This window comes from Brevibacillus sp. NRS-1366 (genome assembly GCF_050467985.1).
Genome location: NZ_JBITPN010000025.1, coordinates 131,631 through 156,595 on the forward strand (window position 1 = coordinate 131,631; position 24,965 = coordinate 156,595).

Consider the following 24,965-nt stretch of genomic DNA (forward strand, 5'->3'; position numbering starts at 1 on the left):
TTTGATTCCCCTTACATAACCACTCTCAAATGCTAACTGGTTGTCTTAATCTTTCGTAATGACGGCAAACCCTTCGAAATCGTACCTGCGCAACCCACTCTCATCCACTTGATAGGAGGCTTTCTCATCGATAATGGCTTGAAGCGCTTTCATTGCGTCCTCAATTAACCTTGGCTCATTGACTGGTTCGTTATGCGAGCAATAAATGTAATCAATATGCGGAACCACGTCATTTGCAATATTTTGCAAGCTATTCATGTAGATTTCCAGATTAGACTTCCCGTAAAACGGTTCATCAAAGTGGGCATAAAGAGCACCTGGATAAAATGTGTCCCCAGTAAATAGAATTCTATTTTCTTCGTCATGCAGCATAATGCTGTCGGAAGAATGACCAGGTGTATGAATAACCTTCAGTTTTCGATTTCCAAGGTCTAGAATGTCACCATCATGCAACAAATCAAATTCGCAAGGGGGCATCATATAGTTTTCAGCAACGAAATCCTTTGGTGGCATTTTTCCAAACATCTCGTTTGTTACATGTGGTTTTAGTTCTTCCACTGTGTAACCTTTTTTTAGAGTGGTTACGGCATTCATATCATCAAAAATGGATATTTTCGGAAACTTGTAATTTTCCCCAATGTGGTCGAAATGAGAGTGACTGTTAACGACTTCAATATCCTTGTCTGTTAAGCGATGGACCAGTTCATGTATGTTCCCCATGCCCATTCCCGTATCGAGGAGAATGGCTTTCTTCTCGCCAATAATTAAATAGGAGATAACCTCCTGGAAATGCCCTGGTTCATAAATGGCATATACATCCTTCGGTAATTTGTATACCTCGAACCATTCATTTGTAGATTCGACTCGTTCTAGCTTTTCATAACTCTTTCTAGGGAGTGCAGAGGCCCAATTCGTTCCGACGACAGCATCTTTCATTTTATCCATGGATACATTCCTCACTTTTATCTTTGTTCTTTTCTGGCGTAATGCCCTCAGCCCGGCCTGGTTTGTTAAAACCTGTCCATCATCATAGCAATTTGACCATTTGACTTACTTCTTCCATCTCGTTTCCTCCCCTCGTGATGCAAATCAATGAGACGCAACAAGGAATAAAGCAAGAGTCATGCCAATTAATAAAATTAACCGTGTCTTGTTCAAACGAGCTAAAAATACAAAAAAACTTGCGAAAAATACGCAAGTTTTTTTGCCTAAGCGACAATCTATTTCAGTCTGTATTTATCAATCTTGTACTGTAGTGATTGCCTGGTTATCTGTAGCTTCCCGGCTGCTTCCGTTATATTCTTGGTAGCAGCCAACGCATCCAGAATGATCCCTTTTTCGTATTCTTCGACCCTTTGCGTGAGTGATTTGTTCTCATGCGTATCCTTCGAAAAATACCTTTCTTTTTCCTGATTCGAATATAAAACATGCTCCGGAATATCATGAAGGGCAATCGTTTTACCTCCGGTTACGATAAAAGCATGCTCCAATGCATTTTTTAGCTCTCTTACATTTCCTGGCCATTCATAATTATTGAACGTATTCTTTACAATTTCACTTACTCCATCAATACTTTTGCCCATCTTCTGATTATATTTTTGTATTAACAGATTCGTCAGCAGCATGATATCTTCTTGTCTTTCTCGCAATGGAGGTAGATTTATCTGTATTACGCCTAGACGGTAGAAAAGATCTTTGCGTATAACGCCTTCCTCTATCGCTTGATATGGGTTTTGATTCATTGCTGAGATAATTCGCACATCAATTTCCTTTTCTTTCTCATCGCCAATACGTCTAATCTTTTTTTCTTCAATAGCTTTCAATATTTTTGCTTGAATGGAGATATCCATTGAATTGACTTCATCGAGGAACAGTGTTCCTTTATCGGCCAACTCAAAAAGACCTTTTCGGTTTTCTGCCCCTGTAAAGCTGCCTTTGATGGTTCCAAAAAGAGTGCTTTCAAGTAGCGAGTTGGGAATGGCCGAACAGTTTTGGGATATAAACGGACCATCGTTTCGAAGACTGTGGCTATGTATAGCTTGTGCAACTAATTCCTTTCCTGTCCCTGTTTCTCCATAAATCAGTACAGGAGAGTTTTCTACTGCAATCTTCCTGATTTTTTCTTTTATTTCAATCATTGTCGGATCTGCAGTTACGATGTCATCCAAATGATACAAATAGCCGCCAGAATGTTTCTGTTTTGATTCTTTCGTTTCGCTTCTCGTTGGCACTCCGTTTACTGACAAGAAGACACTTCCTTCGATTGTACCAATAATCTTATTTTGGTGCTCAATAGGAAACGTCGAATTTACATACTCAAAGGTATTGCCTGAAATATCGGTTAATATTTGTCTTTCATTTATGATCGGATTACCGCTCTTCATGACCCGAAAGTGGCTGCTAGTTTCCTCGGTTAGCGTTGGGAAAACATCTAATATGTATCTTCCAGTAAACCCTTCATTTTCAATGTGCTTTGTCTCCGCATTAAACATAGCTGAAAATTCAATAATCCCGTCGCGATTGATGATAATCAGGCCATCTAGTTGTTCATACAACTTTGAAAAATGTTCAAGATACTTTGTTATCATCTTGTCACCGCCCCTCTGTGAGCACTAGTTAGATATCGTCCATAATTTTTAGTATAACCCAAAAACCGTTCCTACCGTTTCACAAAATCGGGATTTGCAGCTCAAAAATGACCTCGTCTGGATTATCCGTGATCGTGATGTCAATCTGAATGATCTGAAGTGCGTCCCCCGCGATTTCGTGTCCCGATACTTCGATGAATCGATAAAGCTCTGCCAGGTATTGCTCACGGTCCCATAGTTTGCCGTTATACGTAATGCAGGCGTACTTGCCCGACGGAACGACGAGTAGATGTTGCGGTTCGACCTGTGTCATGTCCTTGGCGATGACGAAGACAACGGAAGGCGTTTTCGTTTTCCTGCTACGCAGCTCCTCCTGCGGAATCAGCACGCCAAGTCGGTTGGTAGCCAGTATAGGTGCTCGCTCGGTCAGCATATTCTCCAGCTCTAGAATACCGTAGTACAATTCCAGATGGTTATTGATGGAGCGACCTTGGGTAATGAGTCGGCGCATGCCGATTTGGCGGATGAAGATGCCGGAAGCGTGATCTCTAGCAAGCATGTCTTCGAGATGGCGTATTTTGTCCCCTATGTTCTCCTCAAGCTCGGCTAACTCCTCGATTCGAGCTTGAATCTTATCATATTTTAACCTCAGAAACTGCAGCGACTTCTTCATGTTCCGCTGGTCGAAATATTCCTTAATCTCTGTCGTGCTAATGCCTATTTGGCGCAGCTCCTTGATCGTCCCTAGCACCTCCGATTGTAAAATGGAATAGTATCGGTAGCCCGTTTCTACATCCACTGCATGAGGTTTGAATAGATCGATTCGGTCGTAGTGACGAAGAGTCTCTGTCGTCACGTTGCGCAACTTGGCCATTTCACTGATCGATAGCCTTTCTTTCAAGACATTCAGCCTCCTTGATAGCGAATAGATCAAACACATGCATTGACTTTTGTGTTACACAAAGGTTTACACTCAAAAAAAATCAGTTGCTACGATAGATTTTAAGCGGTAATTCCAGTTGTAGAGTAAAAATGAATGGGAGGTAAATGCAAGTAAACTAGATGATCCTTTTAATCGAAATTGGAATGAAAAAGAATGGAGTGATTCTCATTGGCTATCAAAAAAACAAACAAAAATACATATGATTCACTTGAAAGAATACAGGTAGCAGAAGATTGGTTTCACGTTTATAGAATCCCGAACGATGTTATAGCAATTTACGAGCCATCTCACTTCCAGGGGGTTATTTCCTATCTGATTAATGGCTCTAAAACAGCTTTACTGTGGGACACCGGTATGGGGATTGGCAATATGAAGGAAGTAGTGATGGAGCTGACGGACAAGCCAGTCATTGTCCTAAACAGCCATATTCATTTTGATCACATTGGCAGTAATTATCTTTTTGATGAGGTGCTTGTTTTTGATAACAATGATGCAATAAACAGATTAAAACGGGGGTATTCGACCGCAGAATTAATACCTCATACCAAGGAGAAATTATTTTATAAAGAGGCGCCAGCAGGGTTTGAGCGATCCAATTATTTTATTCCCCCAAGTAATCCTAGACCTGTACAAGACGGGGATACGATTGATCTCGGTGACCGTATTCTGGAAATAATCCATGCACCTGGCCATTCATATGAAAGCATTATGTTGCTCGATAAAAAGAACAAAATGCTGTTTACTGGGGATGGCTATTATCCAGGACACCTGTATGCTCATTTTGATGGAACCGTCTACGGAAAGTCCGATATTGAAACTTATGCTAAGACGATGAAACGAATTAGCCAACTGGTACCCGAGCTACATTCCATCCACCCGTCCCATAATTATCCAATTAGCGACCCAACCATATTGATAAAAGTAGCGGAAGCATTGGAGTTATTAGCGGAGGGTAAAGTCAGCTCTGAAAAGTTGATGCGTGGAGACCTTTCTTTGGCATCGCTGCCAGACACCGGTGAAGTGGTAGAAGGCTATGTTGTTCCGGATGATTTATATATCTATGATTTTGATGGATTTTCTGTAATAACCAGAGACCGTCATAGTAAGTCCAAATAGAAATCATCAAAGCAAAATAAACAAATCCGTCATCATGCAGTCAGCAGAGGCTGTCTCCTAAGTAGATTTTTCTACAGAGGGACAGCCTCATTTTTTATCTGCTTTGGTCTGTTTCTAAAAAAGGTGCTTTGTGTGTATTGTCTACTGCTGAATAGCCTCAAGACCATGTATAAAGTAGTCAATGAGACGCAGCTGATCTTCCTTAAGCTCCCTGCCTAGAGAATGCGATAGCTCTTCCATAATAGCTCTTTTATTATCTTTTTTCTTTTGGCTGATTGCGCATATTTCTCTAAACAATCTGACCTCATCATGAAATTCAGATTTAGATAATGGGTTTCTTCGATGTGAAATCACAAAAATCTCAGCGTCGTATTCCTGTAATTGGTCTAATAGTTTCAGAGTTTTAGCGCTCGTATATTTCCACTCTCCAGTGTAATAATCTGGGTACAAACAATCTCCCAAAAATAGAACCTTCTCTTCTTTAACAAACACCACGCAAGAATCAGGTGAATGATCTCCCCCAACATGCTCGATCAAGCAGCTAGTTCCACCTAAATCAACTTCAATTCTTTGTTCAAAGGTAACCGTTGGCGTCACAATGGTAATATCCCTTCTAGTTGGGAACTCCTTTTTAATGTTCTCGGCACTGAAAGAGATTTCTCTGCCTTCCTTCACCCTTTGGTCTAAAGCTTCATCTGAGTAGTCTAAGCCAACCATTTTTTCAAGTTTTTTTGCTGTTTCACGATGGGCAATCGTCGGCAAGTTCATTCTGTGCATACCAAAAACATGATCCCAATGCCAATGGGTGAGTACTAATAAGTCAATCTTTGTCACTTGATTTTTTGCTAGCTTTTTTAAGAAAAGCTCGGCATGAGTCGATGAATTTCCTGCATCAACTATCAATGTTCGGTTAACACCAGAAATGGCAGCAAGGATCGGTCGATCTGTTTCATCTTCCGGAAGCATGTAAAGTATTTTGTCAGTGATCCGTATTAATTCAGTTTGTTGCATTTTCGTTCCCCCTTAGAAAGAGTTATCCTGTTTTATTTTATTGGCACTAGCCCCAACCCACGATTGAAGCAGAAAGAGTATTACTGTTCCAACGATCAAAAGTGTTGAGACAGCAGCTATCGTAGGGTCCACTTGGATCTGTATGTTTTCCCACATGGCAAGAGGTAGCGTCTTGGTTTTGGGTCCGGCTAAAAAGATCGTCAGTACCAATTCATCAAAAGAAGTAATAAATGCAAACAAGCCCCCTGATAAAATGGCAGGACGGATCAAGTGAAGGGTTACTTTAAAAAAAGCACCACTTGGTGTAGATCCTAACCCAACCGCAGCTAATTCAAGATTTCGATCCACTCCCTTCAAACTGGCGGTAACCGACATAAACACGATCGGAATCGCCAAAATGGAATGGGCAAGAACCAACCCAGCCAAACTATTCGCTAGTTTCATTTGACTAAAAGAATTGTAAAGCGCAATGCCCACGATAATGACAGGGATTATCATGGGCGCGACCATGAGTGACATAAAAAGCTTTTTCCCCCAGAAGTTTAAGCGGGTCACTGCAACGGATGCCATCGTCCCCATAATGATAGAAACAATAGCAGTAAAGAGAGCAACAGTAAGACTTCGCAGTAAACTTTCAATCCACAGCTGATTGTCAAAGAAGGTTTCATACCATTTCAAAGAATATCCAGGAGGAGGAAATTGAAAGTAACTGACAGACGTAAACGACATGGGTATTACCACTAAAATGGGAGCAATTACAGCAGCTAGGATAATCCCTACCAAAACTCTTAGCCACATCTTAATGGTCCTCCTTTAGCAAGGGATTATTACGTGTCAGCAAAAGCGAAAGGGAAAGGAGGAGTAACGTTACCACAAATAAAACAAGGGAGAGAGCGGATGCTAAATGCCAATTTAATGTTGTGGTGACATTCTCTTGAATCAGCATCGAGATCATCATATTGTTTGGTCCGCCTAATAAAGCTGGGGTAACATAGAATCCAATCGCCAGAACAAATACTAATAGAGCGCCGGATAAAATCCCGGGAAGTGATAGCGGAAAAAAAACTTGCAAAAAGGCTTTCCATGGACGCGCTCCCATGCCTTCTGCAGCTCGGACAAGGGACTGATCAATGCCTTCCATGACTGAATACAAGCTTAACACCATGTATGGGAGAAGGACGTGCGTCATCCCGATGATTACTCCAAACGTATTGTACATAAGAGAAAGAGGTTGATCGATCATCCCCAATCCAAGAAGAATTTTGTTGATAACCCCCTGTTCTTGCAGCAAAATCATCCACGAATAAGAACGAGCAAGTAAACTTATCCAAAAGGGAATCAATACTGCACCCAGAATTAGTTTCTTCCATGTGGCGGACTCGATCCTGACTAACAGATACGCAATCGGGTAGGCAAGCAATAACGCGAAGGCAGTCACGAGAAATGCCGTTTTTATTGTCAGCCATAGTACTTCGAGGTAGACAGTATGTGTAAAGAGATGGGTTACATACTCGAAAGTAAATCCGTCTTCATTCGAAATACTCAGCTTAAAGAGGCTTATCATCGAAAAGACCATTAAAAACAATATATAAGCCAAAGGGATAATCGGTAGAAGCCATTGTAATCCTGGAAGTCGAGTTAGTTTATAAGATAAGGATACACTGTTCAAGCGTACCCCTACTTCGTTTTGCGTTTTAATCATCCATCTCACCTCGCAAGAAGCCATTGTTGAAAACGCTCATTTACTTTGTCATAATTATCAACCCACCAGTTTACATTGATGAACAATTGAGTTTTATATTTTTCTGGAGATTGACCCAACCGATTTTTCACTTCATCAGACATCAGATCTAACGCTTTTTCATTTACTGGAGCATAGTCAAGTTCAGAGGAGAACACTGCCTGCTGTTTGGCTTCGAGAGCAAAAGCTATAAATTTCATTGCCAAATCCTTGTGTGGTGCACCTTTGGGGATGACCCAGTTATTTGCCATAATCAAGCCTTCATTGAATTCTAGATCGATAGGTGCTCCATCTGCCTTTGCTTTGGAAATCCTGCCATTCCAAGCCTCAGCCAACACGACTTCCTTGCTCGATAAAATCTGTACGGATTGTGCTCCTGAACTCCACCAAACCTTTATATCTTTTTTTATTTTATCCAGGCTTTTGAATGCACGATCGACGTCCAACGGATACAATTCTTCGGGTTTTACCCCGTCAGCAAGCAGGGCCGCTTCTAATGTTGCCGGGGCATACTTCCAAAGTGCACGTGAACCAGGGAATTTGTTTGTATCCCAGAATTCTGACCAATTTTTAGGGTGATTATCGTTAGAATAAGCATTCGTATTGTAAGAAATGGCAGTCGTAAACAAGTCTGAACCGACACCATACTCGTTAACTAAATCCTCGATCAACCCTTCCTTACTAATCACTCCGTAATCCAGCTTCTCTAGTAAACCTTCTTTTCCCCCACGGATTACGAAGTCCGTATCAACATTGACAACATCCCACTCTACTGCACCACTTTGTACCATTGCTTTGAATTTACCGTAGTCAGTTGGAGAAACACTAATAACTTTTACCCCGTATTGTTTTTCAAACGGCTCATAAATGCTCTTTTTGCTGGCTTCCGTTCTGGCTCCTCCCCAATCAACCACTACTAATTCTTTGTCTTCTCCCGTACTCCCGTCGATTGATGAGCCATTCCCAGGTAAAGCAGAATTTCCGCCGCAGGCACTAATCGTTAACGTGAGAAATAATGACGATAAAACAAGTCCCCATTTTTTAAACATGTAATTTCCCCCTTTTTTTGTCTGTTCATGTCTGTTCATGTCTGTTCATTACCTATACAGAAGCTTCATCAGCGATCAAGGAGGCATCTTTGTCATTCCAGCCTAATAAAACTTCCTTTCCACAAGAGATCCCATCGGAGATTGCAGAAGGTATTTTCACGGTAATTTCTTGTCCTGTAATCGTTTGGGTTTTTGCCTTGACTGCTTCTCCAACGTAAACGGTTTCGAACACTCTGGCCTTGAGCGTGTTTTGGAATTCGGATTCATCCCTAGCAATTTGGATGTTTTCTGGGCGTACTGCCAAGAGCATGGGTGTATTTTTCATATCCTTCTGATGATTTTCTACTTCGACGGTGACCATCTGTGAATCAAGGGTTTTCAATTTTGCTTTGCTTGCTTCGATTCCGACCACATTGCCTTTAATAAGATTGATTTCACCAATAAATTCTGCAACAAATCTATTTTTGGGTCTCTTGTAAAGGTTTTCGGGGGTATCCACTTGTTCAATACGGCCACGATTCATGACACAGATTCGGTCAGACATGGTTAGGGCTTCTTCTTGGTCATGAGTAACGCTGATGGTCGTAATCCCTACTTTTTCCTGAATATGTTTAATCTCAATCTGCATTTTCTGACGTAAATTCTTGTCCAGGGCTCCTAATGGTTCGTCTAAAAGAAGCAGCGGAGGATTGAATACAATCGCTCTCGCTAAAGCAACGCGTTGTTGTTGGCCACCACTGAGTTGCTTCGGATATCGCTCGCCAAAATGTTCAAGATGAACGAGCCTAAGCATCTCTTCGACTCTCTTTTTCACTTCGTCTTTAGGTACCTTACGAATCCGAAGTGGATAGCAAACGTTTTCAAAAACAGTCATATGGGGAAAGAGAGCATAATTTTGAAACAGCATCCCAATATTTCGTTCATAGGCTTTTTTTAGGGTGATATCTTGTGTGTTTAATAATATCGAGCCACTACTTAGTTCTTCGAAGCCGGCAATTAATTTGAGTAACGAAGTTTTTCCGGAACCACTAGGGCCTAAAATGGTTAAAAATTCGCTTTTGTTCACCGAGAGATTGACCGAGTCCACTGCCTTATACTTTTTGTAATACTTAGTGGCGTTAACCACTGATAAACTATCTCCTATACTCATGATCGTTCAACCCCCCTTTTCATTGCTTGAGTATGATTTGCAATTTTATAAATATTCAGTGCGTAAATGTTCAAACCAAATCACCTATTGGGACGATACTGCCATTGAATTTCTTTCGTATTCTGTCAGTGCTTCATCTAAAATTTGTAACCCTTCATCAATCTGTTCCTTCGTAACTGTTAATGGCGGGATCATTCGAATTACTTCCCCATAGTTACCACAAAGGTAAAATAACACACCTTTGTTAAGAGCAATGTCCAGTATTTTCAAGAGTCCCTCGCCATCAGGTGCTTTCGAGACAGGATGAATAATTTCGATTCCAATCATCAATCCAACTGCCCGAACGCTTCCAATAACCGTATGTTTTTCTTTTAATGCCGCAAGCTTCATTACGGCATATTTTCCCATGTTGCGAGAATTCTCAATCAGATTCTCCTCTTTAATGATTTCGAGCGTAGTTAAGGCGACAGAGCAAGCGAGCGGATTTCCGCCAAATGTGGTTCCATGGCTCCCTAATGGCCATTTGCTCATGAGTTCTTTTGAAGCTACGGTTGCACTCAATGGCAATCCAGAAGCGATCCCTTTGGCAATCGCCATAATATCAGGAGTGACACCAAATGTTTGGGCAGCAAACCATTCTCCCGTTCTCCCAAATCCGGTTTGGACTTCATCAAAGATGAGCAAGATATGATGCTTGTCACATATTTCTCTGATTTTGTGCAGCCAGCCTCTGGGCGGAACAATGTAGCCACCCTCGCCAAGCACCGGTTCGACAATCACGCAGGCTACTTCTTCGGGAGTGACCTGATGCTTGAACAGGTTTTCAAAATCCTTCTCTACTTTTTCCATACAATAAACCTCAGGGTCTGCCCCAGGTGGACACTCTTTGACGTTGGCATATGGAATTTGATAGGTGAATGCAGACGGTTGTAAATATTTTCTGTATTTACTTTTGGATGTCGTTACACTCAATGCACCTAGTGAACGACCATGAAAGCACCCTGTAAAGGAAATAACATACGGCCGTTGTGTCACATATTTGGCTAGCTTGAGGGCCCCTTCTATCGCTTCGGTCCCACTGTTGGCAAAGAAAAAGCAATCCAAATTACCAGGTAAAATTTCTGCCAATTCTTCTGCCAATCGCAAAATGGACTCGTAAATAATGACACCTGAGGGCCCGTGAGTCAGTTGATCCGCCGCATCTTTAATACTTTGAACAATTTTGGGGTGGCGGTGACCAGTATTTGCAACAGCAATACCTGAAGTGAAATCGAGATACTTTCTCCCATCCAATCCAAAATAGTAACATCCCTCTTCCTTCACTACCGGAAGATTCGGATGGTCCTTTGCCATGCTGGGAGCGAGTCGATTTGGCATATTTTTTACAAGTTGACTCCAATCATTCTTCATTTAGTAACAATCCTTCCTCAAATTGTATTCTACGAATAAAGTATAATTTCGGAACATCATCACTTGCTCTTACATGTTCTACAGGGTGGAAACAGAGTCCATCTCTTTCTTTTTCTGCAAGGCAATCAATGTGATAAATTCATAAATAATGTTCGCTGCCGCAGCGGAAGTAATCTGCCCATGATCATACGCCGGGAGAACTTCGACGAGATCGAATCCAACAAAGTTAATCCCGGTTAAACCTCTCACGAATGCCAACGCATCATCAATGCTTGCCCCTGCTACTTCAGGTGTTCCTGTTCCAGGTGCATATACCGGATCTAGGAAATCAATGTCAAAAGATAAAAATACGGTCCCCTTACCCACACGTTGATGAATCACCCCCAGCATATTTTGTACGCCAGCTCGCTTGTATTGATTGGTTGTGTATAACTCCAAGCCCAAATTACGTGCATCTTCTATGTCTTCGATTCCGTACAATCCACCGCGCATCCCGATCTGAATGGAACGAGATACATCCAGCAATCCTTCCTCAATTGCCCGTCGAAATACGGTTCCATGGTTGTATTTCTGCTCAAAGTAACTGTCCCACGTATCAGAATGAGCATCAAACTGCAACAGTGCCACCGGACCGTGCTTCTTGGCAATCGCGCGCAGTTCCCCCAGCGTTATGGAATGATCGCCGCCCAAAACAATTGGGATCGTTCCCTGTTTGACAATCGGTATTAGTCCGTCTTCGATCTTGTCATACGTTTCCGCGATATAGCCTGGTACAACCGGAATGTCTCCGTAGTCAACACCCGATATATAATCAAAAATGTTAATGTCTTGTTCGGGATTGTAGGGACGCAGCAGAATGGAAAAATCTCTTATCGCCTCAGGCCCAAACCTCGACCCGGTGCGAAAGGATTGGCCGGAATCAAAGGGAATACCGGTGATGACGAAATCCATGAACTCGTCCAACTTTTCAATGTACGGCAAACGCATAAACGTACGTGGGCCACAAAAACGCGGTGACTGAAATGAATCCTTTGGCTGGTATTTATTCATGAAATCTTCTCCTCTCATTGGTCTCACAAATGATTTTCGGTAATTGAAACTCGAATATTATTAAAAATCTATAACATCGGATTATTCTGAAATTTTCATCGACAGCCTTTGCAATGTATGTATGATTTTGCTTTTTTACACTCCATTCACCTCCCGACATTATTGCTCTATAAGTGGATTTGCCACCCCCAAGTCCGTCATCTTTTAGGTTTTCGTAAAGACAAATAGCTTCGATACGATTTTTTCGAGTGTAAACCTTTGTGTTACACAAAAGTCAATACATCTGTCCCAATCTTTATTTCCTATATTTTTCGAATGGGAAGCAGCAATTATTACCTGTCCGAGAGCGAATTTAAACGCGAGTCTGCTGGACCTGCTTTTCCCACCAAGACCAAACGGCCCAGTCGTGCGGCAAAGACAGCCACTGAGGTGTGATCCAAAGAAGGAGACACTTCCACAACGTCAAAACCAATCACCGGCAGTTCAAACAATCCATAAAGCAAATCAAGGAGTTCCCGGCTATGCAATCCGCCGAATTGAGGTGTACCCGTACCAGGTGCGTATGCCGGGTCTAGTGAATCAATATCGATCGTGACGTAAATATATTCAAAGCGGCTCATTTCCTTCTTGATTCTGCTTACCGTTTCTGCAACACCGATATTGCGAACATCCATCGCTGAATATTCATTTTGTTCTCGTTAATGGATGCCAGCTTTTCTGATTCCACAGAACGAATGCCCACAAAGTAAATGCTTTGTGTATCTGGTACGTTTGTCAATTCCAACGCTCGTCTCTCTACGGAGCCATGAGACAAAAGATCGCCGCCCATTTCATGACAGAGGTCAAAATGCGCATCGATATGGATAATTCCAAATGGCTTGTCTAACGCTCGATCCACTCCGCGTAATACCGGAATCGTCGTGGAATGATCGCCACCGATCATCGTGAATAATTTCCCGGCCTTCACACTGGCATACACGGTTTCCTCCACACTTTGAAACAGCTCGTCCCGACTTTCCCCAGGCATGTCCCCAACGTCAAGGATGTGTAGATTCGAGAGGTCTTCCCAGTGTTCTGTTGTTGGCGGGATTGTATAGGTTCAAACCGGCCCAAATTTTATTGTCTTTGATCATCTCTTGAACAGATTTCATACGCAGTTGTCCTCTCTTGGCCTTTGTCTCCTTAACTTAAAGCAAATCACGTGCCATGGCTTTTCCTTGGATGAACTTTCCATTGTTTCAGGTTTTCTGCTAGAACGCCAAAAAAAAGCAAAAAATCTTGCAAAATAAGCGCAAGATTTTTTGCTTTATACATGTATTATTTATCGATTCATCTTTTCGTACCATCGTTATTTATGCATGGGATTTATGATCTTCGTTTTCAATGAGGTTTCTGTTTATGTACACCTCCCTCACCCTTTCGATTTGGGCGAGGTGGTCGCGGACGTGCTGGATACGGAATTCCAGCAATTGCTTAAAAGTGAACCGCCCCGCATCCTCATACACTCCCACCCGCTCGCTTTGTTCTACTGTCAGATGGTCCAGAATTGTCTGCATACTGGAGCGCAGCAATTGGAACAGAAGCAAATGCTGTTCACGGTCCAATAAATCGTATCCCAAGTCTTTAGCCCATGCGTTTTGGTCAAAGGAAATCAGTAGCGGCTCCTCCTCCGCCAAGACTTTTCTCAGCCTGTGTGTGGACAAAATTTCGGAATCCGTCACATGAATGATAATTTGATGGATGCTCCATTTATCAGGTGCGGGCTTGAAACGAAGTTCCTCCTCGTCCAAGCCTTCAATGGCTTCCCGGAGCATTGCGTATCCGCGACTGTACTCTTCAATCACCGCTTCCACTTTTGTTCCCTCCTTGTATTTGAAACTGTTTTCTGCTTATTATATCATTTTAGGAAAAGTTGGAAAAAGCTAATCGAAGCGCGTATTAAGAAATGGAAAAAGAGGAGTGATGAGGCCAAATGGAACCCTATTTTCGAATCGGAGAAATATCCGCAATGTTTAACATCCCTCTGCAAACGCTGAGATACTACGATAAAATCGGTTTATTTTCTCCCGTCCATATCAATCGAGAAACAGGATATCGATACTATTCTCTGTATCAGCTTCCGCTTCTGCATCGGATTAAAAAGTTCAAAAGCATGGACATTCCCTTCTCTGAAATAAAAGAGTTGGCGGCGACACAGTGGAATGCTGACCGGATGGACCAGGTTTATACCGTCCAGCTCGAGCGGCTTGAACAGAAAATGAGAGAGCTGCAATCGTTGAAAATAGAGCTCGAAGACAAACGGAATCGTCTCATGGCGTTGCAAGCAGAGCCTAAAAACCAGATCTCGCTTCGGCGATACGAGGCAAGAAAAATATTTTGCAAATCAATTGACGTATCTACATATAAGGAGCAGGAAACGGAATATTACCGTTCATTCCTGCCCTTTTCCAACCAGGTTGATTATATCAATACGGAACCCGGCTTTATTGTGACGCAGCCCACTTTCTTTGATGAACGAACGAATGCTTCCTATTTATTTCTGGTAAACCCGACAGTCGTTCCAGAAGGATTCCGGTCTCATCACATGGCAGAAGGCACTTATTTAACGCTTCTTATCGAAGATAGCCACGCAAACTCACCTACCTATTACAGTTTGCTGCGTCAACATATTTTGACTCAAGAAATCGAGACAGTGAGCGACATCTACGAATTTTGTTACACCAGTGTGTGGGAATTACAGGTTCAAATAAACCCCTTGACCCTACAATCATTGTAGGGTTTAGACTGAGGGTACTCTCAGATGAATTTGGAGGGACCCTTATGAAAATACTTGTTGTCGTTGCTCATCCAAGAACAGATTCGCTCACAGTGAGCATGGCGAATCGGTTCACGGCAGGATTAACCGAGGCAGGTCATGAGTTCGAAATCGCCGATTTGTATGCCGAAGGATTCAATCCGATCTTGCATACAATCGATGAGCCTGATTGGAGTAATCCGAACAAAGCATACTCAGACGAGGTGCAGCGCGAAATGGATCGGATCCGAGCAAGCGATGCATTGGCCTTTCTTTTCCCGATATGGTGGTACAGCATGCCCGCCATCATGAAAGGATACATCGATCGGGTGTGGAACTATGGATTTGCCTATGGCACAGGCAAATTGCCAGTTCAAAAAATAAGATGGATCACCATGATTGGCGAGACTCAGAGTCAATTTGAAAAACGCAATTATCATTTGATGGTGGAGCATCACCTGAACGTAGGCTTGGCGCAATATACCGGCGTTCAAGATACCCATGTACACTTTATGTATAATTCATATGGAAAATTTGATGGTAGCTCGAAAGAAAAGATCGAGGCTCATTTTGCCACTTTATTGAACGAGGCTTATCAGATCGGGCAAGCCTTTTAAGTGAGTTTGCCTTCTCCCATATCTTCTTCAATCAAAAAATGCAGCCTTTCCTCGTCAGGAATTAGCTGCATTTTTGCTTATTCGACCATCATCCACTTCAACCAGTAATCATCCGATTTACTTGCCCTGTAATCATCAGCATCGCCTGCAAGACAGGCATCATGCTCACAACATCATTGGAATGAAAACGAACCGTGCGTCCATCGACCAGCTCTATTCCGGGCATCCAGCTAACCGCCGTGGCAAATTGCGTTTTGGTAAACTCTACTTCAATCGTATTCTCCGCCTTTTGCCCGAGTGGCTGCACATTACCCCTATGGAGCAATGCCTCTCTTGCCTGATTACGGATCAGCTCACGTGCGCGTACCGGATGCATCGCCTGGGAAGAGAGGCCGGTAATGCCTGACTTCACAGCTACAGTAAAGACACCCGGAATATCTTCCTCCACTTCCAAGGCGGTCTGCGAATCACCTGTGACCAGCACGACCGGAACGCCAAAAGCTCCTGCAACCGCGGCATTTAAACCGGCCTCGCCTACCTCCTTGCCATTCAAAACGAGCCGATGGATGGCAAGGCCAGACAACGTGTGATTGAGCACGGCGTCCCCTGTCCCGGCTTTTCCGTGGTAACCGATGAACATTGCCGCATCGCATGTACTGTCGATTCCTTGCATCATGCACAAAGGCTTGAAAAAACCACGAATTACATCTGCCTGTGGATGCAATTCCTCCAAAATAATATTGTTCATGGGACCGTGTGACTCGTTCACAATAATCTGCGTCGCTCCTGCTTCCAACGCACCTTCAATTGCCGCATTCACATCCTGCGTCAATAGTCTCCGTCCTGCCTCGTAATGCCGGCGGCCGGGGATGACATCCTCCCATTCAGTTAAGCCAGAAATACCTTCCATATCAACGGAAATAAAAACCTTCATTCGAATGGACCTCCCAATTTTAGTGTGATTCTACTTTGGGTAACTGTCGTGAACCCATTGCGAATCGTTTTATCAAACCTTGTGGATCGCGAACAAAACGAACGAGATTATCTGTGTTGCGACGCCTGAACAAAAAGGCATCTTCGCCGATTGGACGCAGTGGCAGCTCTTCGCTCCCAGCTGCGAGGATGAGCTGCTTCTCGGCATCATCCAGGCGAATCGTAACCTCATCACCTTCCCCAGATTTATACGTGCCTGGGCATTGCTGCAGCTGGGTAAGTGGCACCTCGTAATCGACAAAGGTGACAAACTGCGTATCAAGGGGGCGGCTGAACAAGCTGTTTACTAACCCCAGGCTCAGATCCGAAATCGGCGCATCATCGACGTTGGTCAGTAGGACGCCGGTAATTCCCGCCTCTGGAACAATGAACATGTAAGCGGTAATGCCCTTTAAGCCTCCTGCATGTTGGATCAAGGTGTACTGCTCTGTCAATGGAAGAATGCCTAGCCCATATCCGTAGCTGCGTATCGAATCGCTTTTGGCATGGGGAGCGGTCATTTGCGCTACGCTATCTTCCGTGATGATCCGAACGCCTTGGGATGTACCGCCTGTACGGAACAGCTCTGCATAGCGGAGCATGTCTCGTGCAGAGGATTTGAGAAAGCCAGCTGCACGCGTCGCTGGAGAATCCCACCAGCCAGGGGCGCGCAGCACTTCGCGAACACTATCACGTATTCGTGGTGTGTAGAGCATGGAAGAATTATCATCCGCCCCCAGCTCCTCTACAAGAAAAACAGACCTCTCCATGTCAAGCCGTTGTAAAAGATGTTCCTTAATATACGCCTCATACGTTTTTCCGCTGACACGCTCAATGATCGCTCCGAGCAAGCCATAAGCATCGTTTGAGTAGCTGAACTCGGTTCCTGGGGGGCCCAGCAATTCAAATTGCTGCCCCGCGATATACGCCATCAGCTCTTCATAAGTATCGATCGGTTCGTTGCAATCCGTTTCAAAATGTTTCAACAGCTCTTCTGCTGTCGGATCTATTTTTAAGCTGCGTAGCATCGCGGGAATGAGAGTCGAAAGAGGCGGCAAACCGAGGGTGTGAGTCATGAGATGATGAACCGTGATGCTTTTCGTATGGGCTTCATCCGGCGTGCGGAACTCTGGCAAATAAGTAACAATCGGATCATGTACGGAGAGCTTGCCGTCCTCCTGAAGCCTCATGATCGCCACACATGTAAAAGACTTCGTTATCGAACCGATACCAAATACGGTATCGAGATCAATAGGGGCTTGCTCCTCTCTGTCCCGATAGCCAAACGTTTTTTCGTAAAAGAGTTTGCCTTCTTTCGCTACAGCAACGATGGCCCCTGGTACTTGAAACTCATCGATAAGCCCCTGTGCGTATGCTTCAAACGACGCTTCCCACTCTTTCGTTTTCATGTCATGCCTCCTTGTTTTTTTGATTTCCCCGGTTTGATTACTCATTTGCTTCTCTCGCCGGTCCCATATAAATGGCAAGCAACGATGTGGTCTTTATCCATGGTGAGTTCGATTGGTCGTACAGTCCTGCAAATGTCTATGGCATGGCGACATCGTGGGTGAAACGCACAACCGACTGGTGGGTTTGCAGGGCTTGGTACATCGCCACCTAACACGATCCTTTCCTTCTTTCTGTCGGGATTGGGGATAGGTACGGCTGAAATCAAGGCTTGCGTGTAAGGGTGAAGTGGCTGTTCAAACAGACTCTTTTTGTCCGCGATCTCGACAATCCTTCCTAAATACATAACTGCAATGCGATCACTTATATGACGGATCACGCCTAAATCATGGGAGATGAACAGGTAGGTCAACCCCATGTCTTCCTGAAGCTCTTTCAGTAGGTTCAAGATTTGAGCCTGGATAGAGACATCCAGTGCAGAAACGGGCTCGTCAGCTACGATAAGCTTGGGCTTTACGGCTATGGCGCGTGCAATCCCAATGCGTTGCCGCTGTCCGCCGCTAAATTCATGGGGGTAACGGTCAGCGTGTTGCGGATTCAAGCCGACCAGCTTTAATAGCTCAAGTACTTTTACCCGCATTGTCCGGGGGTCTTTTTGCATGGCTCCCACAGACAATGCTTCGGCTAATATGGTAGAGACCGTCAAGCGTGGGTTTAGCGATGAGTAAGGGTCTTGGAAGATGATCTGCATCTGGTTGCGCAGACTTCGCAGCTTTTCTACAGACATGGAATTCAGCTCCTCCCCTCCAAAGCGGACGGAGCCATCACTTGGTTTCACTAATTGGAGAATGCTGCGGCCTGTCGTCGATTTGCCGCACCCACTTTCCCCGACAATTCCTAGCGTCTCCCCTTTTTTTAGTTGGAAAGAAACGCCATCCACTGCCTTGATATGACCGGAACTCCGCCCAAATAGACCTTTTTTCAGAGGGAAGTATGTTTTGAGGTTATCTACTACCAGCAGATTTTCGCTCATATCGCCATCTCCTTATCCTGATAGACCCAGCATCTGACGGAATGTTTATCCGTACTGATTACAGGCGGTTTTTGCTTCCTACATTTTTCTACCGCATGCATGCAACGGGAGCTAAAAGGACAGCCTTGCTGCACTTCTCCCAAAATCGGCACATTTCCCCTGATCGGAGTCAACCTGTCATTCTCCGTCTCCAGGCTCGGAATCGATTGGAGCAGTCCAACTGTGTAAGGATGTTTGGGATTGGAAAAAATCGTCCGGACATCTGCTTCTTCGACAATTTCGCCGTAGTACATAACCATCACGCGGTCAGCCATTTCCGCAACGACACCTAAATCATGGGTGATTAGCAAAATAGCCGTCTGTGCGGTCTGTTTAAGTTCGTTCATCAAATCCAGAATCTGTGCCTGAATCGTTACGTCCAATGCGGTTGTTGGCTCATCGGCTATCAGAAGGTCAGGCTCGCAAGCCATCGCCATTGCGATCATGACGCGCTGCTTCATTCCACCTGAAAGCTGATGGGGAAAATCACCTACGATACTCTCCGGCCTCGGTATTCCTACTTTTCGCAGCATTTCGATAGTTTTAGCGCGCCGTTCTTGCTTGGTGTGGGCGGTATGCAATCGGAACACTTCATCGATCTGTTTACCGATTTTATGGACAGGATTCAGCGAAGTCATTGGTTCCTGAAAAATCATTGATATATCACGACCGCGAATCTGGCGCATTTCACGTTCAGGCAATTGATTTAGGACCTTTTCTTTGAAACGGATGTTTCCTTCCAGCACACCTAATTTTTTGGAGATGAGTCCCATGATCGACAAGGAGGTAACGCTTTTGCCACAGCCTGATTCGCCTACTAGCGCTAAAGTTTCCCCTGCTCTGATCTGAAAGCTGACTTGATTCACCGCCGTAAACATCCCTCGCTCTGTTTTCAAATTCAGAGAGAGCCGATCGATATCCAACACGGTCTGGTTCTGCTTCATCGTATAGCCCCCTATCCTTTGATCACTTTACTCGGCTTTAAAATGTTCATTTTCGATTTATTTTGGATCAAGTGCATCGCGCAAACCATCCCCCAACAAATTGAAGCCGAGCACCACCAACATGATTGCTATACCAGGGAAAATGGACATCCACCAAGCCTGCCCCAAAAATGCTTTACCGACATACACCATGGCGCCCCACTCTGGCACGGGTGGCTGGGCACCCAAACCGAGAAAGCTAAGCGCTGCTGCTGCTAATATACTGCTACCGAACTGCACAGTCATCAAGACGATGATCGGCGATAAAATATTTGGCAAAATATGCTTTCCCAAAATGACAGCGTCCTTGATTCCGAGTGCCCACTCTGCCTCGATGTACTCTTTTTCACGAATCGAAAGAACAGAAGCGCGTACGATCCTCACATAGGAAGGAATGACAGCGATGACGATAGCAATCATGGCATTCGTAAGTCCCGGCCCCAAAACAGCGATGATCGCGATCGCAAGCAGCAATGCTGGCAAAGCAAGTAAAATATCCATCACTTGCATGATGTAGATTTCCAAGCGCCGATAGTAGCCCGCGATAACCCCCAGCGTCACTCCAATAACAGATGCGATGGTGACGGTAATCAAGCCCGTCAGCAGCGATATTCTGCCACCGTACAGAAGCCGTGAAAAAATGTCACGGCCGAAATCATCTGTACCCAACAGATGCTTGGCTCCAGGAGCCATCATCCGATCTTTGAAGTTCATCTGATCGATCGGATAAGGGGCTAAAAGCGGTGCACAAACACATCCGATTGTAAACAACAGCAAGATTACGGCACCAATCATCGCCATTTTGTTGCGAAGTAGACGCTTGATCACTTGCGACCAGTAGGATCGTGATGGAGTCACTGAAATTTCCGCTGCTTTATCAGGAGGCTGCGATTCATGCGCCACTTCTAGTTGGCTCAAGTTTCCGTTCACATTTCTTCACTCCTTCCTACTCGTATTTAATCCGTGGATCAAACCAGCTGTACATTAAATCGACGATCAGATTTGTAAGCGCAAACAAAAATGCGATAAAGAAAACAAGTCCTTGGATGGTTGGCAAATCTCGCTTCCCTATTGCCTCGATCGCCAAGCTGCCGAGACCCTGCAAGGAAAAAATCGTTTCCGTCACGACTGCACCGGCCAGCAGCGCACCAAATTCGAGACCAATTAGCGTAATAACCGGAATAATCGCATTTTGCAGCCCATGCCGGATAATAACCCAGTGCTGAGGTGCTCCTTTTGCCTGAGCGGTACGCATATAATCCTGTTTGATCACGTCCAACATACTTGAGCGTGTCATCCTCGCAATCATCCCCGCTTCACCCAAAGCGAGAGTGATGGTGGGCAGGACGAGCGAAAAGAATCCATCATAACCTGAAATCGGAAAGATCGGGAGCTTGTAAGCAAATATCCAAATCAGAAACAGGGCGATCCAAAATCCTGGCGCTGAAATCCCAATCAAAGATAAAAAGACCGCGACTCGATCGACCCATGTGTTCTGCTTCACCGCCGAGACCACACCGACCAAAATCCCAATGATCGTCGCAAGAATGACACTGTACAAAGCCAGTTGGAAGGTGATTGGGAATCGATCCACAATTTCTTGCCATACCGTATACCCCGTGATATAAGATGTACCCAAGTCCCCTTGCAATAGCTTTCCGAGAAACCCGGCATATTGAATAATTAATGGCTTATCCAGCCCGAGTTGTTCATTTAATGCTGCTATCGCCTCTTCCGTGGGGTAATCCCCGAGCAAATACTGCACGGGGTCCCCTGGGATCAAATGAACCAACAGAAAGATGAGGATAGTGACGCCGAAAAGCGTACCTAAGAGCGACAGCAATCTTCGATAAAGGTATCGTTGCAAAACTCCTCATCTCCCTTTCGCTATTTCATAATGCGAATGTCTGCAAACGGAATATCCCCTGTAAATGGATTCAGCTTGTATCCTTCAATATTGCGTGTCGCCGTTACGGACTCGCTCACATACAACGGCACCCATGGTGGATCTTTCACCAAGATTTCCTCTGCTTCCTCATAAACTTTCATTCGGTCCTCTTCGTTCATGGTGGTTCGTCCTTTGGCGAGCAGCTCATCCACCTTTGGATTGGAATAGTGGACGCGCTTGGAATTATCGGTCTGCATCAACAAATAAAGGATATCTGGGTCATTTAACCCAAAATAAAGAAGGAAGAGTTCATGGTTCCCTTTCGTTGACCGATCTTTGACAGTGGCTATATCATGAACGGCGATTCTGATGTCCACTCCAATCTCTTTCAATTGACTTTGTAAAATTTGTGCAACACGCTGCAGCGCTGGGTCATCCGACAAGAGCAATTCAAAAGAGAGGGGTTTGCCACCTTTATCCGCGATGCCATCGTTGTTGCTGTCCGTGTAGCCTGCTTCCGCCAGCAGTTGCTTTGCTTTTTCCACATTGTAGCCGTACATTTCCTTGGCCATATTCTCGATCTTCTCGCTGTAGCCCGGGATGGTTGGAGGTAGAGGACCATAAATCGGTTTAGCAAAACCAGACAAGGCATACTGCACAATGGGTTCCCGATCCACAGCCATCGCGATCGCCTGTTTTATGCGTACATCCTTGAAAATCTCTTTTTGGTTGTTAAAGCCTAAATATTTCATGCCTTGCTCCATGTTGGTCTCGATTTTGGTGCCAGGAATAGCCTGCAATTCTTGTACGTATGTGCTCGGAACCTCTTGCAAAATGTGAACGGTACCCTTTTTGAATTCGAGGATTCGCGTATCATCATCTTTCAGAAAACGAAAGACGAGCTTATCAATGTGAGGCGCTCCCTGATTCTCTGCAAAAGGCAAAGCCCATTTGTAATTCGGATTTTTGACGTAGGTCAAAGACGCACCGCGCTTTATTTCGGGATTCATGAACGGCCCAGTAGCGAGCGGAGCTTCTCCGAATTGATCCCCCTTTTCCTTCAGGCGTTCGGGATCAAATGGGGAAAGGAAAGATCCCACGAGCATGTTGGCGAATGGGGCAAACGGCTCCTTGAAATACACCTTCACCGTATGCGGGTCAGTAGCCTCGATCTTGTCAATCGGGCCTGCTAAATCTTTGCTTGGAGAAATGGTAGCGAATCGCTCAATCGATGCTTTGACCGATTCCGCCGTCAATGGTGCACCTGACTGGAAGGTGACGTCTTTACGCAGCACCAGCGTCCATACTTTCCCGTCATCGGAAACTTGCCACGACTCAGCCAGATGGGGAGCTAATTTCCCTTGCAGATCACGGGATAGGATTGAATCATATAGCTGACTATTGGTATTATCGAGCCACGTAGATTTATGTGGGTCCAATGTATCCGGCTCAACTGGTGCTGCGATGACGAGAGCACCACCACCTTCTGTCGATTTTTCCGGGGGCTTTGTCGCATTCGTATTGGTCCCAGGTGTGCTAGTACCCGTAGAGTTGGTACCCGTACAAGCCGCAAGTAGCAAGGTAACACCTAGTCCGATGGTAGCCAAGGTCGTATAACGCCTCTTCTTCATGAACAGTTCCCCCTTTTTTGCTTTATTGGCTTTGTGGAATCATTTTCGCTTGAATACTTTATTAGGTGCGAGTGACTGGATCAATTGGATAAACCGGTCTTTGTAGGCGCTTGTAGTCAAATGATTGGAATAAGAGGGTTGTCAGTCCTGGGGAATCTACCGTAATAATCTGCGCGCTTATTGGCTCAAAGCTGGCCCGGAAGTGTTGGCTGGATTTCAAACAAACGATTTTGAATTGAGTGACATCTATTCCGTGTAGGAGGAAGATTTGCTCATCCAGCACCTGTGTTTTTACTGAACAGACCAGAATATCCACACCACCCGCTTGCAGGCGGACGGATTTCCCCAAATTGACAGGTGACCCTTTGCCCATCGGCGAGGAGGTAATGAACTTCCCATCCGAGAGCGATTTGACATAGGCCGTGAGCGCAATCGGTTCCCCGTGCAGGTTATCTGTTTTGCCACCGAGCTGCACCTCGATGGTCGCTCCCACTCCTTTTTCATGAGCGAGTAAAGCAACCTCTGGATCGTAGATAAAACCAAAGCAGGCATCTTGCAAATCAGCCTCTAGCATCGCGCGCAGCAGGTGCGTTCCGTCTCCTGGCGTGCCACCTCCAGGGTTATCGGACGTTTCGTTTATCACCACTGGGAACTTAGTTGCTGCTTTCGCTAATGCCAGCCCCTCTTGTGGAGAGAGGACCTTGGGAGCGAATTCCTCGCGTTTTTCCCAAATCAAATTAGCAATGTCTTCAGCCGCACGTTTTGCCAAATCATAATCGTTGTTCGCCACCGCGACGACCGTAACACCCAGTTCTGGAATATCTGTGTAAGGAAAGCCGTGAAAGAAAGCACAGTCAACCATGCCGGGCTCCCGCTCCCATTTATAGCACGCTTCATTGATGTCCTTGGCTGGAGATAGATTTGTCGTAGAGGGGGGGATAATCAGTGGCAATGTCGCACGGTACATACGAGGTAACAACTCCCCTACCACCATCCGTTCTGCTAGCTCTACCGCTTCCAGGCCTCGTTCATAGCAATCTGTGTGCGGGTAGAGATGGACCCCGAGGAGGATATCTGCCTCCATTATCATTTCGTCCGTAATGTTTCCGTGCAAATCTAGCGTTACGATCAGAGGGATATCGTAGCCGACTTGCTTACGAACCGCTTTTAGTAAAGCCCCTTCCAGATCATCGAAGCCTTCCGCAACACCAGCGCCATGCAAGGACAAACAAATGGCATCCACTTTTCCCGCCTCGGCGATTCCGGAAAGCAGCTCATCCTGTAACGAATCAAATGTTTCTTTTGTAATTGTGCCCGATGGATAAGCACTTGCGGCAAATGCACCTACCACTTCAATACCCCGCTGTCTAGCCGCATCGATCATTCCCCCAAGAAAATCCCGGACCCCGCTGTGCGCCGCCAAGATTTCGTCTCCCCTCGCCCACTCCCAAAGCTCAAATAGCTCGCGCGTTGTAGGAACATTCGAGAAGGTATTGGTTTCGTGCATGACCTCCGCAATTACGATTCTCATCAACTGTTCATC

General features: G+C 44.9%; 22 protein-coding genes and 1 pseudogene. 3 read left to right on the forward strand and 20 right to left on the reverse strand.

All coding sequences use genetic code 11. From position 1 onward, the window contains the following. Positions 1-45: 45 nt before the first annotated feature. From ACIFQN_RS22715 to ACIFQN_RS22725, 3 genes are all read right to left on the reverse strand, one after another. Complete coding sequence (locus ACIFQN_RS22715) at positions 46-945, reverse strand: MBL fold metallo-hydrolase (RefSeq protein WP_429835322.1); 900 nt, start codon at positions 943-945, stop codon at positions 46-48. Between the two features lie 275 nt (positions 946-1,220). Beyond that, the gene (locus tag ACIFQN_RS22720; protein ID WP_429835323.1) at positions 1,221-2,588 is read right to left on the reverse strand and encodes a sigma-54 interaction domain-containing protein; all 1,368 of its coding nucleotides are present in this window, start codon (positions 2,586-2,588) and stop codon (positions 1,221-1,223) included. 79 nt (positions 2,589-2,667) lie between these two features. Beyond that, positions 2,668-3,489: a MerR family transcriptional regulator gene (locus ACIFQN_RS22725; protein WP_429835324.1), complete on the reverse strand. Its 822-nt coding sequence runs from the start codon at positions 3,487-3,489 to the stop codon at positions 2,668-2,670. A gap of 210 nt (positions 3,490-3,699) precedes the next feature. On the opposite strand from ACIFQN_RS22725, the gene ACIFQN_RS22730 reads away from it, so the two are divergent. Next, positions 3,700-4,647 carry an MBL fold metallo-hydrolase gene (locus tag ACIFQN_RS22730; RefSeq protein ID WP_429835325.1) on the forward strand — a complete coding sequence of 316 codons (948 nt, stop codon included), beginning with the start codon at positions 3,700-3,702 and terminating at the stop codon, positions 4,645-4,647. A gap of 141 nt (positions 4,648-4,788) precedes the next feature. Here ACIFQN_RS22730 and ACIFQN_RS22735 read toward each other — a convergent pair whose 3' ends face one another. The 9 genes and pseudogenes from ACIFQN_RS22735 to ACIFQN_RS22775 all read right to left on the reverse strand — a co-directional run bounded on the left by ACIFQN_RS22735 (position 4,789) and on the right by ACIFQN_RS22775 (position 13,911). After that, positions 4,789-5,658 (reverse strand): MBL fold metallo-hydrolase, encoded by an 870-nt coding sequence (locus ACIFQN_RS22735; protein WP_429835326.1) that lies wholly within the window; start codon positions 5,656-5,658, stop codon positions 4,789-4,791. Positions 5,659-5,670: 12 nt separating this feature from the next. Next, positions 5,671-6,456, reverse strand: a complete 786-nt coding sequence (locus ACIFQN_RS22740) for an ABC transporter permease (RefSeq protein WP_429835327.1) — start codon at positions 6,454-6,456, stop codon at positions 5,671-5,673. A 1-nt stretch (position 6,457) separates the two neighbouring features. Next, positions 6,458-7,360 (reverse strand): ABC transporter permease, encoded by a 903-nt coding sequence (locus tag ACIFQN_RS22745; protein WP_429835328.1) that lies wholly within the window; start codon positions 7,358-7,360, stop codon positions 6,458-6,460. Positions 7,361-7,365: 5 nt separating this feature from the next. Continuing rightward, positions 7,366-8,448, reverse strand: coding sequence for an ABC transporter substrate-binding protein (locus ACIFQN_RS22750; protein ID WP_429835329.1), 1,083 nt, complete (start codon positions 8,446-8,448; stop codon positions 7,366-7,368). A 52-nt stretch (positions 8,449-8,500) separates the two neighbouring features. Further along, positions 8,501-9,598: an ABC transporter ATP-binding protein gene (locus tag ACIFQN_RS22755; protein ID WP_429835330.1), complete on the reverse strand. Its 1,098-nt coding sequence runs from the start codon at positions 9,596-9,598 to the stop codon at positions 8,501-8,503. A gap of 84 nt (positions 9,599-9,682) precedes the next feature. Beyond that, entirely contained in the window at positions 9,683-11,008 is a 1,326-nt protein-coding gene (locus tag ACIFQN_RS22760) for an aspartate aminotransferase family protein (protein ID WP_429835331.1), read from the reverse strand. 78 nt (positions 11,009-11,086) lie between these two features. Next, positions 11,087-12,058, reverse strand: a complete 972-nt coding sequence (gene speB, locus ACIFQN_RS22765) for an agmatinase (RefSeq protein ID WP_429835332.1) — start codon at positions 12,056-12,058, stop codon at positions 11,087-11,089. 332 nt (positions 12,059-12,390) lie between these two features. After that, positions 12,391-13,085: pseudogene (locus tag ACIFQN_RS22770) on the reverse strand (arginase family protein). A gap of 325 nt (positions 13,086-13,410) precedes the next feature. Continuing rightward, positions 13,411-13,911 (reverse strand): DinB family protein, encoded by a 501-nt coding sequence (locus ACIFQN_RS22775; protein ID WP_429835333.1) that lies wholly within the window; start codon positions 13,909-13,911, stop codon positions 13,411-13,413. Positions 13,912-14,030: 119 nt separating this feature from the next. Between ACIFQN_RS22775 and ACIFQN_RS22780 the strand changes: the two genes are divergently transcribed. Together ACIFQN_RS22780 and ACIFQN_RS22785 are read left to right on the forward strand one after the other, a co-directional pair. Further along, positions 14,031-14,834, forward strand: a complete 804-nt coding sequence (locus ACIFQN_RS22780) for a MerR family transcriptional regulator (RefSeq protein ID WP_429835334.1) — start codon at positions 14,031-14,033, stop codon at positions 14,832-14,834. Between the two features lie 44 nt (positions 14,835-14,878). After that, entirely contained in the window at positions 14,879-15,469 is a 591-nt protein-coding gene (locus ACIFQN_RS22785; protein ID WP_429835335.1) for an NAD(P)H oxidoreductase, read from the forward strand. Between the two features lie 97 nt (positions 15,470-15,566). On the opposite strand, the gene ACIFQN_RS22790 is transcribed toward ACIFQN_RS22785, so the two are convergent. The 8 genes from ACIFQN_RS22790 to ACIFQN_RS22825 form a co-directional block, all read right to left on the reverse strand. Beyond that, the gene (locus tag ACIFQN_RS22790; protein ID WP_429835336.1) at positions 15,567-16,403 is read right to left on the reverse strand and encodes a M55 family metallopeptidase; all 837 of its coding nucleotides are present in this window, start codon (positions 16,401-16,403) and stop codon (positions 15,567-15,569) included. 19 nt (positions 16,404-16,422) lie between these two features. Continuing rightward, positions 16,423-17,850 (reverse strand): serine hydrolase domain-containing protein, encoded by a 1,428-nt coding sequence (locus ACIFQN_RS22795; RefSeq protein WP_429835337.1) that lies wholly within the window; start codon positions 17,848-17,850, stop codon positions 16,423-16,425. Between the two features lie 41 nt (positions 17,851-17,891). Next, positions 17,892-18,881, reverse strand: a complete 990-nt coding sequence (locus ACIFQN_RS22800) for an ABC transporter ATP-binding protein (RefSeq protein ID WP_429835338.1) — start codon at positions 18,879-18,881, stop codon at positions 17,892-17,894. Next, positions 18,878-19,864 carry an ABC transporter ATP-binding protein gene (locus tag ACIFQN_RS22805; protein ID WP_429835339.1) on the reverse strand — a complete coding sequence of 329 codons (987 nt, stop codon included), beginning with the start codon at positions 19,862-19,864 and terminating at the stop codon, positions 18,878-18,880. Before ACIFQN_RS22805 ends, ACIFQN_RS22800 begins: the two co-directional genes overlap by 4 nt. 57 nt (positions 19,865-19,921) lie before the next feature. Beyond that, positions 19,922-20,767 (reverse strand): ABC transporter permease, encoded by an 846-nt coding sequence (locus tag ACIFQN_RS22810; protein ID WP_429835354.1) that lies wholly within the window; start codon positions 20,765-20,767, stop codon positions 19,922-19,924. A gap of 82 nt (positions 20,768-20,849) precedes the next feature. Then, positions 20,850-21,770: an ABC transporter permease gene (locus ACIFQN_RS22815; protein ID WP_429835340.1), complete on the reverse strand. Its 921-nt coding sequence runs from the start codon at positions 21,768-21,770 to the stop codon at positions 20,850-20,852. Between the two features lie 20 nt (positions 21,771-21,790). Next, on the reverse strand, positions 21,791-23,422 hold the full coding sequence (locus ACIFQN_RS22820; protein WP_429835341.1) for an ABC transporter substrate-binding protein: 1,632 nt from the start codon (positions 23,420-23,422) through the stop codon (positions 21,791-21,793). A gap of 61 nt (positions 23,423-23,483) precedes the next feature. Further along, complete coding sequence (locus ACIFQN_RS22825) at positions 23,484-24,953, reverse strand: M81 family metallopeptidase (protein WP_429835355.1); 1,470 nt, start codon at positions 24,951-24,953, stop codon at positions 23,484-23,486. Between the last annotated feature and the right edge of the window lie 12 nt (positions 24,954-24,965).